Source organism: Arthrobacter sp. UYCu511, from assembly GCF_040547105.1.
In the GTDB taxonomy this organism is placed as follows: domain Bacteria; phylum Actinomycetota; class Actinomycetes; order Actinomycetales; family Micrococcaceae; genus Specibacter; species Specibacter psychrochitiniphilus.
In genome coordinates, this window is sequence record NZ_JBEPPB010000005.1 from 152,720 (window position 1) to 168,938 (window position 16,219).

Annotated in this window: 12 protein-coding genes; 3 read left to right on the forward strand and 9 right to left on the reverse strand. The window is 58.6% G+C overall.

Going from position 1 to position 16,219, the window contains the following annotated elements:
* Positions 1 to 62 precede the first annotated feature (62 nt).
* Positions 63 to 533, reverse strand: coding sequence for a 30S ribosomal protein S7 (gene rpsG, locus ABIB48_RS09265; RefSeq protein WP_038464713.1), 471 nt, complete (start codon positions 531 to 533; stop codon positions 63 to 65).
* A 1-nt stretch (position 534) separates the two neighbouring features.
* The gene (gene rpsL, locus ABIB48_RS09270) at positions 535 to 909 is read right to left on the reverse strand and encodes a 30S ribosomal protein S12 (RefSeq protein ID WP_038464715.1); all 375 of its coding nucleotides are present in this window, start codon (positions 907 to 909) and stop codon (positions 535 to 537) included.
* Between the two features lie 401 nt (positions 910 to 1,310).
* Between rpsL and ABIB48_RS09275 the strand changes: the two genes are divergently transcribed.
* Complete coding sequence (locus tag ABIB48_RS09275) at positions 1,311 to 2,306, forward strand: patatin-like phospholipase family protein (RefSeq protein WP_354212815.1); 996 nt, start codon at positions 1,311 to 1,313, stop codon at positions 2,304 to 2,306.
* 165 nt (positions 2,307 to 2,471) lie between these two features.
* Here ABIB48_RS09275 and ABIB48_RS09280 read toward each other — a convergent pair whose 3' ends face one another.
* Positions 2,472 to 6,374 carry a DNA-directed RNA polymerase subunit beta' gene (locus tag ABIB48_RS09280; RefSeq protein WP_110105547.1) on the reverse strand — a complete coding sequence of 1,301 codons (3,903 nt, stop codon included), beginning with the start codon at positions 6,372 to 6,374 and terminating at the stop codon, positions 2,472 to 2,474.
* 106 nt (positions 6,375 to 6,480) lie between these two features.
* On the reverse strand, positions 6,481 to 9,999 hold the full coding sequence (gene rpoB / locus ABIB48_RS09285) for a DNA-directed RNA polymerase subunit beta (protein WP_110105669.1): 3,519 nt from the start codon (positions 9,997 to 9,999) through the stop codon (positions 6,481 to 6,483).
* 446 nt (positions 10,000 to 10,445) lie between these two features.
* On the opposite strand from rpoB, the gene ABIB48_RS09290 reads away from it, so the two are divergent.
* Together ABIB48_RS09290 and ABIB48_RS09295 are read left to right on the forward strand one after the other, a co-directional pair.
* Entirely contained in the window at positions 10,446 to 11,642 is a 1,197-nt protein-coding gene (locus ABIB48_RS09290; RefSeq protein ID WP_354212816.1) for an acetyl-CoA C-acetyltransferase, read from the forward strand.
* The gene (locus ABIB48_RS09295) at positions 11,642 to 12,121 is read left to right on the forward strand and encodes an aminoacyl-tRNA deacylase (protein WP_354212817.1); all 480 of its coding nucleotides are present in this window, start codon (positions 11,642 to 11,644) and stop codon (positions 12,119 to 12,121) included. The genes ABIB48_RS09290 and ABIB48_RS09295 overlap by 1 nt, the downstream gene beginning before the upstream one ends.
* Before the next feature lie 63 nt (positions 12,122 to 12,184).
* Here ABIB48_RS09295 and rplL read toward each other — a convergent pair whose 3' ends face one another.
* The 5 genes from rplL to rplA all read right to left on the reverse strand — a co-directional run bounded on the left by rplL (position 12,185) and on the right by rplA (position 16,129).
* Complete coding sequence (gene rplL / locus ABIB48_RS09300) at positions 12,185 to 12,559, reverse strand: 50S ribosomal protein L7/L12 (protein WP_110105545.1); 375 nt, start codon at positions 12,557 to 12,559, stop codon at positions 12,185 to 12,187.
* Positions 12,560 to 12,687: 128 nt separating this feature from the next.
* Positions 12,688 to 13,275 carry a 50S ribosomal protein L10 gene (gene rplJ / locus ABIB48_RS09305; RefSeq protein ID WP_315915287.1) on the reverse strand — a complete coding sequence of 196 codons (588 nt, stop codon included), beginning with the start codon at positions 13,273 to 13,275 and terminating at the stop codon, positions 12,688 to 12,690.
* A 337-nt stretch (positions 13,276 to 13,612) separates the two neighbouring features.
* Complete coding sequence (locus ABIB48_RS09310) at positions 13,613 to 14,695, reverse strand: GNAT family N-acetyltransferase (protein WP_354212818.1); 1,083 nt, start codon at positions 14,693 to 14,695, stop codon at positions 13,613 to 13,615.
* A gap of 24 nt (positions 14,696 to 14,719) precedes the next feature.
* The gene (locus tag ABIB48_RS09315; RefSeq protein WP_354212819.1) at positions 14,720 to 15,295 is read right to left on the reverse strand and encodes a GNAT family N-acetyltransferase; all 576 of its coding nucleotides are present in this window, start codon (positions 15,293 to 15,295) and stop codon (positions 14,720 to 14,722) included.
* Positions 15,296 to 15,421: 126 nt separating this feature from the next.
* The gene (gene rplA / locus ABIB48_RS09320) at positions 15,422 to 16,129 is read right to left on the reverse strand and encodes a 50S ribosomal protein L1 (protein WP_315915284.1); all 708 of its coding nucleotides are present in this window, start codon (positions 16,127 to 16,129) and stop codon (positions 15,422 to 15,424) included.
* Positions 16,130 to 16,219 lie beyond the last annotated feature (90 nt).

Below are 16,219 nucleotides of genomic sequence, written 5' to 3' on the forward strand. Positions count from 1 at the left end.
TTATCTAGAGATGAGCTCGAAGGTTGCTGGCGGGGTTACCGCCAGCAACCTGAAGGCTCTAGTTACCAGCGGTAATGGGCGAAGGCCTTGTTGGACTCAGCCATCTTGTGGGTATCTTCGCGACGCTTGACAGCAGCACCAAGGCCATTGGAGGCATCCAGAACTTCGTTGCGCAAACGCTCGGTCATGGTCTTCTCGCGGCGAGCCTTCGAGTAACCAACCAACCAGCGCAAAGCCAAAGCGGTCTGACGACCCGGCTTAACTTCAACCGGAACCTGGTAGGTGGCGCCACCAACACGGCGGGACTTGACCTCAAGGCTGGGCTTGATGTTCTCCATGGCCTTCTTCAAGGCAACTACGGGATCAGCACCGGTCTTTTCACGTACACCCTCAAGTGCGCCGTAAACGATGCGCTCTGCGGTGGACTTCTTACCGTCAACCAGAACCTTGTTGATCAGCTGAGTGACCAAAGGGGAACCGTATACGGGATCTACTACTAGCGGCCGCTTGGGGGCCGGACCCTTGCGAGGCATATTACTTCTTCTCCATCTTTGCACCGTAGCGGCTACGTGCCTGCTTGCGGTTCTTAACGCCCTGGGTATCCAGTGCGCCGCGGACGATCTTGTAACGAACACCGGGAAGGTCCTTAACACGGCCTCCACGGACGAGCACGATGGAGTGCTCCTGAAGGTTGTGGCCTACACCGGGGATGTAAGCGGTAACTTCCACGCCGCCGTTGAGGCGCACACGTGCAACCTTACGCAGAGCCGAGTTCGGCTTCTTCGGGGTGGTTGTGTAAACGCGCGTGCAAACGCCGCGACGCATGGGGCTGCCCTTAAGTGCGGGAGCCTTGGTCTTCGTGACCTTGGGTGTCCGGCCCTTTCGGACCAGCTGGTTAATCGTAGGCACTTTCGTGTTCTCCGTTGTTTTCTCGAGTGGATTCTCGTGTTGCCGGCCCCGCTGATCAAAATGAATCGACCTACGGGGAAAGCCTTTTACTGGTAGTCGCAGACTTGGCGACTTCACAGCGCCTAGGCATGCAAAAATGTGGCATTCGCTGTACAAGAACCGTACAACCCGGACCCACATCCACTTTCCGAAGAAAATTGACGCTCTTATCCACTGCCACACTAACAATTACTCACTACGTTACCACTACATTGCCCCAGCACTGAAATCGAGGTCAACTCATGCTTGACACATGCACTGCACAAGCGCATTGTACTAATTACCCCGCGACTCTAAAAGCTGGCCTGTGGGCTGGCGGAGCCCCTCATGCGGAGTGGGATGTTGTCGAATTGCGGTGCGTCATGGCGGATACGGATTTAGTTCTTGAGGGTGGCGGAGTCAAGGGCTCCAGCCTTGTCGGGGCGGTGACGGCCTTGGCAGCACACAGTGACCCTTACACTTTCCACCGGATTGCGGGCACCTCCGCAGGGGCCATCGTGGCCGCTTTTCTGGCGTCAGGAATGACACCGGCACAGGTGAAGAACGTCATGGAGTCGTTGGATTTTGCCAAGTTTGAGGACAAGCAGGGTTTCCTAGAGCACATCCCCGGTATTGGGCCGGCCACCGGCCTGTTCTTGCACGAGGGCTTGTTCGTTGGTGGCTTCATGCACGACTGGATCGCCGAAACACTGGCCGCTCAGGGCGTCCGAACCTGGGCGGATTTGAGGGATGACGATCCTGGCAGCGCGCTTCCGCCTGAACAGCGATACAAGCTGGTTGTCATAGTTTCAGACGTTTCACGCGGCATCATGCTGCGCCTACCGTGGGACTACCAGTCGCTTCTGGGGATGGACCCGGACACCATACCGGTGGCGGACGCCATTAGGGCTTCCGCGTCCATCCCCTTTTTCTTCCGCCCTTGGAAGATGCAGGCCGATCCAACTCTCACAGGTCACGACCACATTGTTTGTGCCGACGGTGGGCTGCTGTCCAATTTCCCCATGGCCATCTTTGATCGAAATGACGGGAAGGAGTCACGCTGGCCAACCATCGGCGTCAAACTTTCTGGCCAGAGAACTATTCGCACCACAGACTGGAGTCCTGACAACACCAACGTGGCGCTGGCCAAGTCATTGCTAGCGACCATGATGAGTGCCCACGACAACGCCTACGTGAACAATCCCCAAGCAAGTTCGCGCACCATTTTTGTCAACACCACCCCTTATCAGGCCACCGACTTCCACCTCTCCCCCGCAGACAAAAGCACCATGTTTGGCCGGGGGATGAGCAGCGGTCAGAAATTCCTGACCACCTGGGACTGGGATAAGTGGAAGTCCGGCGACTACAGCTTGGGCTAGCGCAGGAGCGTTCCTGAAATAACACCCTAAAGTGAGGGAGCCTTGTTAAAGCACGACGGCGGTGAGTCACCTTTGCAAGGTGACTCACCGCCCGGTCGTTGCCTCCCAAACTTCGCAAGCTCAGTTCGGGTCCTTCGGCAACTCCCTTAGCGCACTATCGGCATGTCAGCCGGAGAAGTTGGTACCGAGATCGTAGTCATCCAAGGGGATGGCACGGAACTCGTTGCCCAAATCTCCTACGCCGCCCACGTAGTCAAAGTCGCTGAATGCGCTCGGACCGGTGAACAGATTGGCCTTGGCCTCTTCCGTGGGCTCCACCGTGACGTTGGTGTAGCGCGGAAGGCCGGTGCCGGCAGGGATCAACTTACCGATAATCACGTTCTCCTTCAGACCCAACAACGGATCCGACTTCCCTTCCATGGCCGCCTGCGTCAGAACGCGAGTGGTCTCCTGGAAGGATGCGGCGGAGAGCCATGATTCGGTAGCCAAGGAAGCCTTGGTGATACCCATCAGCTCGTTACGACCTGATGCCGGCTTCTTGCCCTCGGACACGACGCGACGGTTTTCCGTCTCGAAGCGGCCACGCTCGGCAAGCTCACCGGGCAGCAGCTTCGAGTCACCGGACTCGATGACCGTTACGCGGCGCAGCATCTGGCGGACAATAACCTCGACGTGCTTGTCGTGGATACCCACACCCTGGCTGCGGTAAACGCCCTGAACTTCCTCAACGAGGTGCTTCTGAGCGGCACGCGGACCGAGGATACGCAGAACCTGCTTGGGGTCAACAGCACCCACAATCAGCTTCTGGCCAACTTCAACATGCTCGCCGTCAGCAACCTGCAGGCGTGCGCGTCGCAGTACCGGGTAGGCGATCTCTTCAGTGCCGTCGTCCGGTGTGAGGATCAGACGCATCGTCTTTTCGGACTCATCAATGTTGATGCGGCCGGCAGCTTCTGCGATCGGAGCCACACCCTTGGGGGTACGTGCTTCGAAGAGCTCCTGGATACGGGGCAGACCCTGGGTGATGTCCTCGCCACGGCTGGCCGAAACAGCACCACCGGTGTGGAAGGTACGCATGGTCAGCTGAGTACCGGGCTCACCAATGGACTGAGCGGCAATAATACCGACAGCCTCACCAATGTCCACGGTCTTGCCCGTGGCCAAGGAACGGCCGTAGCAAAGGGCGCAGGTACCAACAGTTGACTCACAGGTGAGCACTGAACGGACCTTGATCTCTTCAATGCCTGCTGCGAACAGCTTGGCAATGAGGACATCTCCAACATCGTCCCCGGCCTCGGCCAGGACAGCACCGGATGCGTCCACTACTTCGGCAGCCAAGGTACGGGCGTAAACGCTGTTCTCGACTTCCTCGTGCAGTACGATCTCACCCATGGAATCAACCACTGCGATGGGCAGGGTCAGGCCACGCTCAGTGCCACAATCGTCTTCGCGAACGATGACATCCTGTGAAACGTCAACCAGACGGCGCGTCAGGTAACCGGAGTTAGCGGTACGCAGAGCGGTATCAGCCAGACCCTTACGGGCACCGTGTGTGGCGATGAAGTATTCCAGAACCGACAGGCCCTCACGGTAGGAGGACTTGATGGGACGGGGAATAATTTCACCCTTAGGGTTGGCCACCAGGCCACGGATACCGGCAATCTGGCGAACCTGCATCCAGTTACCACGGGCACCGGAGGAAACCATACGGTTGATCGTGTTGGATGCGGCGAACGAGTCACGCATAACGTCTGCGATCTCGTTGGTTGCCTGGTTCCAGATGTCGATGAGCTCCTGGCGGCGCTCGTCGTCAGCGATCAGACCCTTGTCATACTGAGCCTGGACCTTGGCGGCCTTGACCTCGTAGCTCTCCAAGATAGCCGGCTTCGCAGCAGGGACCTCAATGTCGGAGATGGCAACGGTGATTCCTGATCGGGTTGCCCAGTAGAAACCGGCATCCTTCAAGTTATCCAGTGTTGCTGCCACAACAACCTTGGGGTACCGCTCGGCGAGGTCGTTGACGATCTCGGAGAGCTGGCCCTTATCTGCCACTGCTTCCACCCAGGGGTAGTCAGCAGGCAGGGTGTCGTTGAAGAGCACCTGTCCCAGTGAGGTATCGATGATGGCACTACCGCCAGCTTCGAAGCCTTCCGGGCCCTTGCGCTCGGCACCGGGGATAAAGTCTTCCAGGCGGATCTTGACCTGTGAGTTCAAGTGCAACTCACCGGCGTCGAACGCCATGACAGCTTCAGCCGCGGTGGAGAACACACGGCCTTCGCCCACTGAACCCTCACGCTTGGTGGTCAAGTGGTACAGGCCAATGATCATATCCTGCGAAGGCAGAGTCACCGGACGGCCATCTGAAGGCTTCAAAATGTTGTTCGAGGACAGCATCAAGATGCGAGCTTCGGCCTGAGCCTCGGGGCTCAGCGGCAGGTGAACTGCCATCTGGTCGCCGTCGAAGTCAGCGTTGAAGGCGCCACAAACCAGCGGGTGAAGCTGAATTGCCTTACCTTCAACAAGCTGGGGCTCGAACGCCTGGATACCCAAACGGTGCAGGGTTGGTGCACGGTTCAGCAGAACCGGGTGCTCGGTGATGATCTCTTCGAGAACATCCCACACCTGGGGACGGAAACGCTCCACCATGCGCTTGGCGCTCTTGATGTTCTGTGCATGGTTGAGGTCAACCAAGCGCTTCATCACGAACGGCTTGAAGAGCTCCAACGCCATCTGCTTGGGCAGACCACACTGGTGCAGCTTCAGCTGCGGGCCAACCACAATGACCGAACGGCCGGAGTAGTCAACACGCTTGCCGAGGAGGTTCTGACGGAAACGACCCTGCTTGCCCTTGAGCATGTCGCTCAGTGACTTCAGCGGACGGTTGCCCGGTCCGGTGACAGGACGGCCGCGGCGGCCATTGTCAAACAAGGAGTCCACAGCTTCTTGAAGCATGCGCTTTTCGTTGTTGACAATGATCTCCGGAGCGCCCAAATCAAGCAGTCGCTTGAGACGGTTGTTGCGGTTGATCACGCGACGGTACAGATCGTTCAAGTCCGAGGTGGCGAAACGGCCACCGTCGAGCTGAACCATGGGGCGCAGTTCCGGCGGAATCACCGGGACAGCGTCCAGAACCATGCCAAGCGGGCTGTTGTTGGTGGTCAGGAATGCGTTGACAACCTTCAATCGCTTCAGGGCGCGGGTTTTACGCTGGCCCTTGCCGTTGGCAATGATGTCGCGCAGGATCTCGGCTTCGCCGGCCATGTCGAACGTCTCAAGACGGCTCTTGATGGCTTCGGCACCCATGGAACCTTCGAAGAACATGCCGTAGCGCTCGCGCAGTTCGCGGTAGAGGGCTTCGTCACCTTCCAAGTCAGCAACCTTGAGAGCCTTGAACCGGTCCCAAACCTGCTCGAGGCGGTCGATGTCGGCGTCAGCGCGCTTGCGCACATTGGCCATCTGACGGTCCGCGGAGTCACGGGCCTTCTTCTTATCGGCTGCCTTGGCGCCTTCACCTTCCAGGCGGGCAAGCTCGCCTTCGAGGTCACGGGCAATGGTGGCGATATCGTTATCGCGAGTATCGACCATGCGCTTCTTTTCCAGGTCGTGCTCAATCTGGAGGTTCGGCAGTTCTTCATGGCGGGCAGCATCATCAACACTGGTGATCATGTAAGCCGCGAAGTAGATGACCTTTTCAAGGTCCTTCGGGGCTAGATCTAGCAGGTAACCCAAGCGCGAGGGAACGCCCTTGAAGTACCAGATATGGGTAACGGGAGCTGCCAGCTCAATGTGGCCCATGCGCTCACGGCGCACCTTGGCGCGGGTGACTTCAACACCACAACGCTCACAGATGATGCCCTTGAAACGCACGCGCTTGTACTTACCGCAGTAGCATTCCCAGTCACGGGAAGGCCCGAAGATCTTTTCACAGAAAAGACCGTCTTTTTCCGGCTTGAGCGTGCGGTAGTTGATGGTTTCCGGCTTCTTGACTTCGCCGTGGCTCCAGTCGCGAATATCTTGCGCGGTGGCCAGGCCAATCTGCATACTGCCGAAGGAGGATTCGCTGGACATATGGGTCCTGTTCTCTCTAATTCTCTAAAGTCTGAAAGTCTGTGGCGGGTACGGGAGGAAGCGGAAGGAACGACGGCGGCGGGTGAGTGCCGCCGTCGGCCCCTAGCTACACTTCTTCGACAGAGTTTGGCTCGGCCCGTGACAGGTCGATGCCCAGCTCTTCCGCGGCCCGGAAGACTTCTTCATCCGAGTCACGCATCTCAATCGTGGCGCCGTCGGTGGAAAGGACTTCCACGTTCAGGCACAGCGACTGCATTTCCTTGATAAGAACCTTGAAGGACTCCGGAATACCGGGCTCCGGGATGTTCTCGCCCTTGACGATGGCTTCGTAAACCTTCACGCGGCCATGGATGTCATCGCTCTTGATGGTCAGCAGTTCCTGCAGCGTGTACGCCGCACCATAAGCTTCCAGTGCCCAAACTTCCATCTCACCAAAGCGCTGTCCACCGAACTGCGCCTTACCGCCCAAGGGCTGCTGGGTGATCATGGAGTACGGGCCTGTGGAGCGTGCATGGATCTTGTCATCCACCAGGTGGTGAAGTTTCAGGATGTACATGTAGCCCACGGAAACCGGGTCCGGGAACGGCTCGCCGGAGCGGCCATCGAACAACATGGTCTTACCGGAGGAATCGATCAGGCGTTCCCCGTCACGAGTGACGTTGGTGGAATCGAGCAAACCAGTGATTTCAGTATCACGGGCACCGTCGAATACCGGGGTGGCAACCTTGGTCTGGCCGCTTTCGCGGGGCAGGTTCGGCAGGTTCTTGATCCAGTCAGGCTCGCCTTCAACCTTCCAACCGGTCTTGGCAACCCAACCGAGGTGGATCTCCAGGACCTGTCCTACGTTCATTCGCCCTGGCACACCCAAAGGGTTCAGGACAATGTCAACAGGGGTACCGTCGGCAAGGAAGGGCATATCTTCGATCGGAAGGATCTTGGAAATAACACCCTTGTTACCGTGACGGCCAGCGAGCTTGTCACCATCGGTGATCTTGCGCTTGTTGGCAACGTACACGCGAACCAGCTGGTTCACGCCGGGAGGAAGGTCATCTTCGGAATCGCGGTCAAAGACGCGCACACCGATGACGGTGCCGGACTCGCCGTGGGGAACCTTCAAGGAAGTGTCGCGAACTTCGCGGCTCTTCTCACCAAAGATGGCGCGCAGCAGGCGCTCTTCCGGGGTCAGTTCGGTCTCACCCTTGGGGGTGACCTTACCTACCAGGATGTCGCCAGCTTCAACTTCGGCACCGATGTGGATGATGCCACGCTCGTCCAGACCGGCAAGGATTTCCTCGGAGACGTTCGGGATATCCCGAGTGATCTCTTCGGCACCGAGCTTGGTGTCGCGAGCATCGATCTCGTGCTCTTCAATGTGGATGGAGGAGAGCACATCTTCAGCAACAATGCGCTGCGAGAGGATGATGGCATCCTCGTAGTTGTGACCTTCCCAGGACATGAAAGCAACCAAGAGGTTCTTACCCAGGGCAAGTTCACCCATGTCCGTTGCCGGACCGTCGGCAATGATGCCGCCCACTTCCAGGCGCTGGCCTTCTGAAGCCAGAACACGCTGGTTGTAAGCGGTTCCCTGGTTGGAACGCTGGTACTTGGCGATCGGGTAGCTGATCTCCGTGCCGTCGTCGTTCAACATCACAACCACGTCTGCGGAAACTTCCGAGACCACACCGGCCTTCTTAGCGATGACAACGTCACCGGCGTCAACAGCTGTTGCGCGCTCCATGCCGGTACCCACGAACGGGGCCTCGGAACGGACCAGCGGCACAGCCTGACGCTGCATGTTCGCACCCATGAGGGCGCGGTTGGCGTCATCATGCTCGAGGAACGGAATCAGGGCCGTAGCCACTGACACCATCTGGCGCGGGGAAACGTCCATGTACTCGACCTCGTCGGCCGGAATCAAGACAGGCTCGCCGCCACCACCGCGCTGGCGAACCAGAACGGAGTCTTCCAGGAAGTGGTTGTTGGTATCCAAAGGCGCGTTGGCCTGTGCAATAACAACTTCCATCTCGTCATCAGCTGTCAGGTAGTCAACCTCGTCAGAAACGAAGCCGTCCTTGACCCGGCGGTACGGGGTCTCGATGAAGCCGAAGGGGTTAATGCGACCGTAGGAAGCCAAGGAACCGATCAGACCAATGTTGGGGCCTTCAGGGGTTTCAATGGGGCACATGCGGCCGTAGTGCGACGGGTGAACGTCACGAACTTCCATGCCGGCACGGTCACGGGAGAGACCACCCGGGCCCAGCGCGGAGAGACGACGCTTGTGCGTCAGACCGGCCAGCGGGTTGTTCTGATCCATGAACTGTGAGAGCTGAGACGTTCCGAAGAACTCCTTGATAGCTGCCACGACGGGGCGGATGTTGATCAGGGTCTGCGGCGTGATCGCTTCGACGTCCTGAGTGGTCATACGCTCGCGGACAACTCGCTCCATGCGAGACAGACCCGTGCGGACCTGGTTCTCGATGAGCTCGCCAACGGCGCGGATACGACGGTTACCGAAGTGGTCAATGTCGTCGACGTCAACGCGCAAGTCAACCTCGGCGCCGTCGCGCTTGCCCTTAGTGGTCTTGTTGCCAGCGTGCAAGGCAACCAGGTACTTGATCATGGCGACAATGTCATCCACGCTCAGCACGGATGCTTCGGGGCTGCTCAACGGCAGGTCAATACCCAGCTTGCGGTTGATCTTGTAACGGCCAACTTTGGCCAGATCGTAGCGCTTGGGGTTGAAGTACAAGTTGTGCAGCAGTGCATCGGCTGCGTCTACTGTGGGCGGCTCGCCCGGGCGCAGCTTGCGGTAGATGTCCAGCAAGGCATCTTCGCGGCCGGTGGTGGCGTCCTTTTCCAAGGTGGCGCGGATCGAGTCGAACTCGCCAAACTCTTCAAGGATCTGGCCTTCGCTCCAGCCCAGCGCCTTCAGCAGTACGGTGACTGACTGCTTGCGCTTGCGGTCCAGGCGAACACCAACCTGATCGCGCTTGTCGATCTCCAGCTCGAACCATGCACCACGTGAGGGGATGATCTTGGCGGTGAAGATTTCCTTGTCACTGGTCTTATCCGCGGTGCGCTCAAAGTAAGCACCCGGGGAACGGACCAGCTGGGAAACAACAACACGCTCGGTGCCATTGATGACAAACGTGCCCTTGTTGGTCATGAGCGGGAAATCGCCCATGAAGACAGTCTGCTGCTTGATTTCACCGGTCATGTTGTTCATGAACTCGGCCTTGACGTACAGGGGTGCGGCGTACGTGGCGTCGCGGTCCTTGCATTCGTCAACGGTGAACTTGGGGTCAGAGAACTCCGGCTCCGTGAAGGACAAGGACATGGTGCCCTGGAAGTCCTCAATCGGGGAGATCTCTTCGAAGATGTCGGACAGACCAGAGGTGACGGCCACGCTGTCATCGCCAGCATCCACAGCGCTCGCCATGCGATCTTGCCAGCGCTCGTTACCTACGAGCCAGTCAAAGCTCTCGGTCTGGAGGGCAAGCAGATTCGGCACGTCAAGCGGCTCGTGAATCTTTGCGAATGAGAGGCGACTCTTTGCACCATCAGTGCTGTTTGAATCGATAGCGGTTGCAGCGTTATTTACATTAGAGGTGCTCGAGGCGACCAAGAGGGATCCTTCCACAGACCTGCAGGCTTGTTCTTACGAACCCTCACCCGTTTCTCTCCCGGTCATCAAACCCGGAGGAACGCTGGCCAAGTAGCCCTAGAAAACGCATCAAAGTACAGCTATGCTGCCCTTTGGGTGCGTGTTTCCATGACTCTTGTCCGATACAAAGCCCACCGCTATATGAAGGCTGAAGGTTAAGAGGGATACGCAAAGAACTACACTACCCCTTAAAGGGTCGCGTGTCTACCCCGAGATCCAAGAAACCGCAAGTGGGGTCTTTCCCTCCCATTGTCGCGCAGCCACATTAGGCAGGAACATTACTCTGACACGCCCTTCTGGAGACCCAAAGGAATTTTACTTGGCATGAGTGCTGTTAGATTCTATGGAAGGGCTGCGCGGCTCAACGAGGAGCCGTGCGCAATCAAGGGTCAAGGAGCAGTGCGGCCATGGTGTCACAAGCAAATGATGTGGTAATTCTCGCCGGAGCACGCACCCCGCAGGGACGGCTGAATGGGCAGTTGGCGCCTTTTACCGCCGTGGAGTTGGGGGCCAAGGCCATTGCCGCGGCGCTGGCGCGCTGCGGAATTGATGCAGCAGACATTGACCAAGTAATCATGGGCCAGGTGCTCCAAGCAGGTGCCGGTCAAAATCCGGCACGCCAGAGTTCAGTGGGTGCAGGAATCGGCTGGAACGTACCCGCCGTAGCCATTAACAAGGTTTGCCTCTCCGGCCTCACCGCTGTGATCGATGCTGCTCGCATGATCCGCAGCGGGGATGCCACGGTGGTTGTGGCCGGCGGCCAGGAATCCATGTCAAGGGCCCCCCACATCTTGCCAGGATCGCGCCAGGGCTGGACCTATGGCGCCATCGAGGCTCTGGATGTAGCCGCCCATGACGGCCTGACAGACGCCTTCGACAACGACTCCATGGGCCTTTCCACCGAGCGCGGCAACATCCGCCTAAACATCAGCCGGACGGCTCAGGATGAGGTGGCTGCGGCTTCCCATCAGCGCGCAGCCGCCGCGGTGGCTGCCGGGGTATTCAAGGACGAGATTGTTCCCGTTGCAGTCCCGACGCGCAAGGGTGAGCCATTGCTGCTGAGCGAGGATGAAGGCATCCGCCCGCAGACTACCGTGGACACCCTTGCTGGCCTGCGTCCAGCCTTTACCGCCGACGGCGCCATCACGGCAGGAAACTCCTCGCCCCTCTCCGACGGCGCCAGCGCCCTGGTCCTGTCATCTCGGGCCTATGCAGAGGAACACGGCTTGAGCTGGCTCGCTGTGGTGGGCGCTCCCGGTCAAGTGGCCGGTCCCGATAATTCCTTGCATTCCCAGCCCTCCCACGCCATTGCCAAAGCGCTGAGCACGGCAGGCTGGAGCACCCGCGACCTGGACTTCATTGAGATCAACGAAGCCTTTGGTTCCGTGGCTGTCCAATCCCTGCGTGATTTGGACTTCCCTTTGGATCGGTGCAATATCCATGGAGGTGCCATCGCCTTGGGGCACCCCATTGGCGCTTCCGGCGCCCGTCTGGCCCTGCACGCAGCCATGGAGCTGAACCGTCGAGGAAGTGGCAAGGCGGCTGTTTCCTTGTGCGGCGGAGGCGGACAGGGCGAAGCGCTCCTGTTGTTCAAGGACCAGTAGTGAGCAGAGAGCTCATAGGGCATGCCCGGGTGGCCGCTGATGCGGCCGCCCGCGGGGTGGTGGTGGAAATCTTTCAGCGGCCCGCTGCACATTCGCTCAGCGAGGCTGCGGAACTCCTGGGGATCACCCGGTGGGACATTGTAAAAACCTTGGTTCTGAAGCGCAGCGACGGGACGTTCCTCTTCGCCTTGGTGCCAGGCGGTAGGTCAATTTCTTGGCCCAAACTGCGTTCCGTGGTGGGTGTCAACAAGCTTCAGATGCCTCCGGCCGAGGTGGCCCTCGCCGCCACCGGCTACGAACGCGGCACCATCACTGCCTTAGGCAGCACCACCGCCTGGCCCGTCTACGTTGACGAAAGCATCCGTGGACGCGCAGTGGCCATGGGCGCCGGAGAGCACGGCTACAGCCTCTTCGTGGACGCTGACGCGCTCATTGTGGCGCTCGAAGCAACCGTGGCGGATATTTCCACACCCGAATAAGGCCGCAGATACAAAGAACCCCCGCACCAAACGGTGCGGGGGTTCTTTGTAAACGCGGGGTGATTACTTGAGGGTAACCGTGGCGCCGGCAGCTTCGAGAGCTTCCTTGGCCTTCTCTGCAGCTTCCTTGGTGACGCCTTCCAGAACAGCCTTGGGAGCCGAGTCAACGACCTCCTTGGCTTCCTTCAGACCCAAGGAAGTGATGGAGCGAACTTCCTTGATCACTGCGATCTTCTTGTCGCCGGCTGCTTCGAGGATAACGTCGAATTCAGTCTGCTCTGCGGCTTCTTCAGCTGCGCCACCGGCGGGGCCTGCAACTGCAACAGCAGCGGCAGTTACTTCGAAGGTCTCTTCGAAGAGGGTAACGAACTCGGAGAGCTCGATGATGGTCAGTTCCTTGAAAGCTGCAATGAGCTCGTCGTTGGTGAGCTTAGCCATGAGTGGCGCTCCTTCTGTGTTTTGCCCGCGAGGGGCGAATCCATAAACCTAAACCCTGTTGGATCTAGGGAAATACTTGGGTTGAACACCTGCTGGCAGGCGGCGCGTCCGGCAAGGACGCAGGCTCGCTATGCTTCGGTGGTCTCGGCTTCAGCAGCCGGAGCTTCTTCAGCGGCCGGAGCCTCTTCAACAGCGGGTGCTTCCTCAGCGGCCGGAGCCTCTTCAACAGGAGCGCCTTCGGCGAGCTTGAGACGCAAGGCGTCGATGGTGCGCACAGCGGCGGCCATCGGAGCCTTGAGTACGGCAGCAATGCGTGCCAGCTGCAGCTCACGAGACTCGAGAGCAGCCAGTGCGGCAACTCCGGTAGCGTCGAGTGCTTTACCTTCAAAGAGACCGGTCTTGATGACCAGCTGCTTGTTGGCTTTTGCAAAATCCGTCAGGCTCTTTGCTGCTGCAACAGCGTCACCCTTGATGAATGCAATGGCGGTGGGGCCGGAGAGCTGACCTTCGAAAGCGTCAACACCAGCTTCCTTAGCCGCAATGGCAGTCAGAGTGTTCTTTACAACCGAGAACTTGGTGTCCTGGCCGAGAGAAACGCGCAGCTCCTTGAGCTGAGCTACGGTGAGCCCACGGTATTCGGTTAGGACTGCTGCAGTTGAGTCATTGAAATCTTGCGTGATTTCTGCAACCGCAGCCACCTTTGTTGGCGTTGCCATAACACTCCTTCCGGGAATAATTGCCGGTCTTTGCCCATCCCGCTGCAAACCTGTGAAGGAAATAAGCAAATAAAAACGCCCCGCACAGATGTACGGGGCGTTTTTCACAGCGGAACAATAGGTTTTATCCCAGTTCTACACTGCTCATAAGCTTTGTGCACCTGCGCTGGCCGTCCATATAAGGACTTTCGGATGGCAACCGGCCCGATTCCAACGCATCAAGTTGCATGCTGCATTTGCTTCGCTGGGGGTGATTGACATCGACCGACGGTCTTTGGTTCTTCTAAGATACAGGAGCGGGTGCTGTGATTCCAAATCGGGGCGGTGTGCCGAAGGCTTAGTCGGTCTGAGTGAAATCCTTACGCCACTGCCCTGTCACGCCGGCACTGACGTAGCCCATCTCTTTATTGACGGAGAGCATGTACTCGTTCTCTGGCGCATTCCACGTGTAGATGGTGCGCAGCGCGGGAAAGTGCTCTTGCAACTGTTCCATGTTGGCTACCTTCATGTGCAGGCCCACACCTTTGTCCTGATGAGACCGTTCCACGAACGTATCGTCCTGGAACGCAACATCATCACGGTTCCCCAGCAAGGAAATGGAGGTGAATCCCACCAGCGCCGACGTCTCGAGGCATTGTGCGGCACTGACCACGGTGCGCCGGCCACTTTGCACAGAAAGTTCCTCGGCCTCACGAAGCTGCTTAACGTCCCAGATGCCGGAATCGGCCTCATCTGCACTGAGGCTCGCTTCCAAGCGCACAAAGTCCGCCGCCCACTCTTCGGGACAAACGTCTAGCCATTGGTGGACCCGGTAAGCGCCGTGGTGTGTGTCAACGGCGCGGCTGGCCAACTGCGCCAGTAGCTGATCCGGCAGGGGCAGTGCGCAGGCGTTGAACTGCTCCACACGCTCGAGCGCATAGCCGGCTCGGCTGGCAAATCTGGCTTCTCGAGTCTTATATGCTAAGTCACCACTGCCCTGTGCAGGCGCAATGGACCCACCCTTGTATCCAGTAGCCTCCAGATCTGCCGCTGGGTGGTTCGTCTCAACAAGGACCACCTTGCGGTTCTCTCCCCGCACAAAAAGTTCCGCTGCCTCTAAAAGTTTGCGCCCGATTCCTAGCTTTTCGGCTTGGGGCAGCACATCCAAGGTGACATGTGCCAGCTCGGTGTTGTCATCAAGTGGCATGGCGATGCCTGCGCGGCCCAAAATCTTGCCGCCAAGACGTGCCACCAAAACTACATACCATTCGTAGGGGTCGTGGCACAGGGCGAAGAGTTCCTGCGGCGTATAGGCTAAAAGATCGTTACCCCACGTATTAATGCGGACCTGCCGAGAGACTTCCACGGCTTCTAAGAAATCGGCAGCCCCGGATTCAAGGCTCTCGGGGATACGCAATTGTTCGACTGTAGCTTCAGTCATGGCAAATTTACCTGTCACTTTCTTTCAGCTCGACCGGACCATGACAAAGTCATGCTCGGCCCTTGACCCCAACTGAAAACTCCTGGTGCCGACAACGGCGAACCCGTGCTTTCGATAAAACGCCTGTGCCCGCACATTCTTGCTGTTGACCCCGAGCCAGGTTGGCCGCTGGCCCTGGACCCCAATCCATTGCAGGGTTGCGCTCATGATGGCGCTGGCAACCCCACTCCCGTGGGTATCCGGGTGTGCGTAACACTTACTGAACTCCACGACCCCAGGCTCCGTGATGAGGGCCGCCACATCTGCTGCGGCGGGTGGGGCATCAACGACCATGGTGTAGGCAAGCAGTCGCGGCACTGTTGCCAGCTCTTGGCCATGCGGGGATTGGTCCTGAGGAGATTGGTCCTGCGCCGTAAAGAGCACCCTACAAGGATCGGCGAGGTAGGCGCGGAAATTTTCGGGACTCAGGTGTTCTTCAATGAACCCCGCAATTTCCGTTGCTGGTGTCTCGGGCGGGCACGCCAGGGGAAAAGTGAGGGCCGCCAGTGCAGCCAAGGCTTCGGCGTCGCTTGCTCTTGCCCGACGGATGCTCAATTGCATGCGTGCGCACTCCCCTGCGTTGTAGGTGGTATTGCTAACGTACCAGCTTAGAAACAAGAAAGGGCCGACGCAGCGTAATGCCGCGTCAGCCCCTTCTTAGGGAATATCAAAGGAAGCTAGTGAAGCCTAGGCTTCAACAATCACCTTGGTTGCTGCCGGATCAACGGGGATGCCGGGGCCGAACGTCGTGGAGACAGTGGCCTTCTGCAGGTAGCGGCCCTTGGAAGCGGACGGCTTCAAACGAAGCACCTCTTCCAGTGCTGCTGCGTAGTTCTCAGCCAGCTTGACGGCGTCGAAGGACACCTTGCCGATGATGAAGTGCAGGTTGGAGTGCTTGTCGACGCGGAAGTCGATCTTTCCACCCTTGATGTCATTAACAGCCTTGGCGACGTCGTTGGTGACGGTGCCGGTCTTGGGGTTAGGCATGAGGTTACGGGGACCCAGAACCTTACCCAAACGGCCAACCTTACCCATGAGGTCAGGTGTTGCAACGGCTGCGTCGAAATCGGTCCAGCCGCCCTGGATCTTTGCGATCAGGTCGTCGGTGCCAACGAAGTCGGCGCCTGCAGCAATAGCTGCTTCGGCACGCTCACCGGTTGCGAAAACCAGAACGCGGGCGGTCTTACCGGTACCGTGCGGCAGGTTGACTGTGCCACGGATCATCTGGTCAGCCTTGCGAGGGTCTACACCCAAGCGGAAGGCAACCTCAACGGTCGCGTCGAACTTGGAGGGGTTGGTCTCCTTGGCGAGCTTGATGGCGTCGAAGGGTGCGTATACGTTCTCCGCATCGATCTTGGCCTGAGCTGCCTCATATGCTTTACTGCGCTTTGCCATGCTGCGTTTCTCCTTGTGCAGTTGTGGTCGTTAGGACCGCGCGGGCCCTGCCACTACGACCGCCGTACTCACTCAAGGTGAGGTATCCGG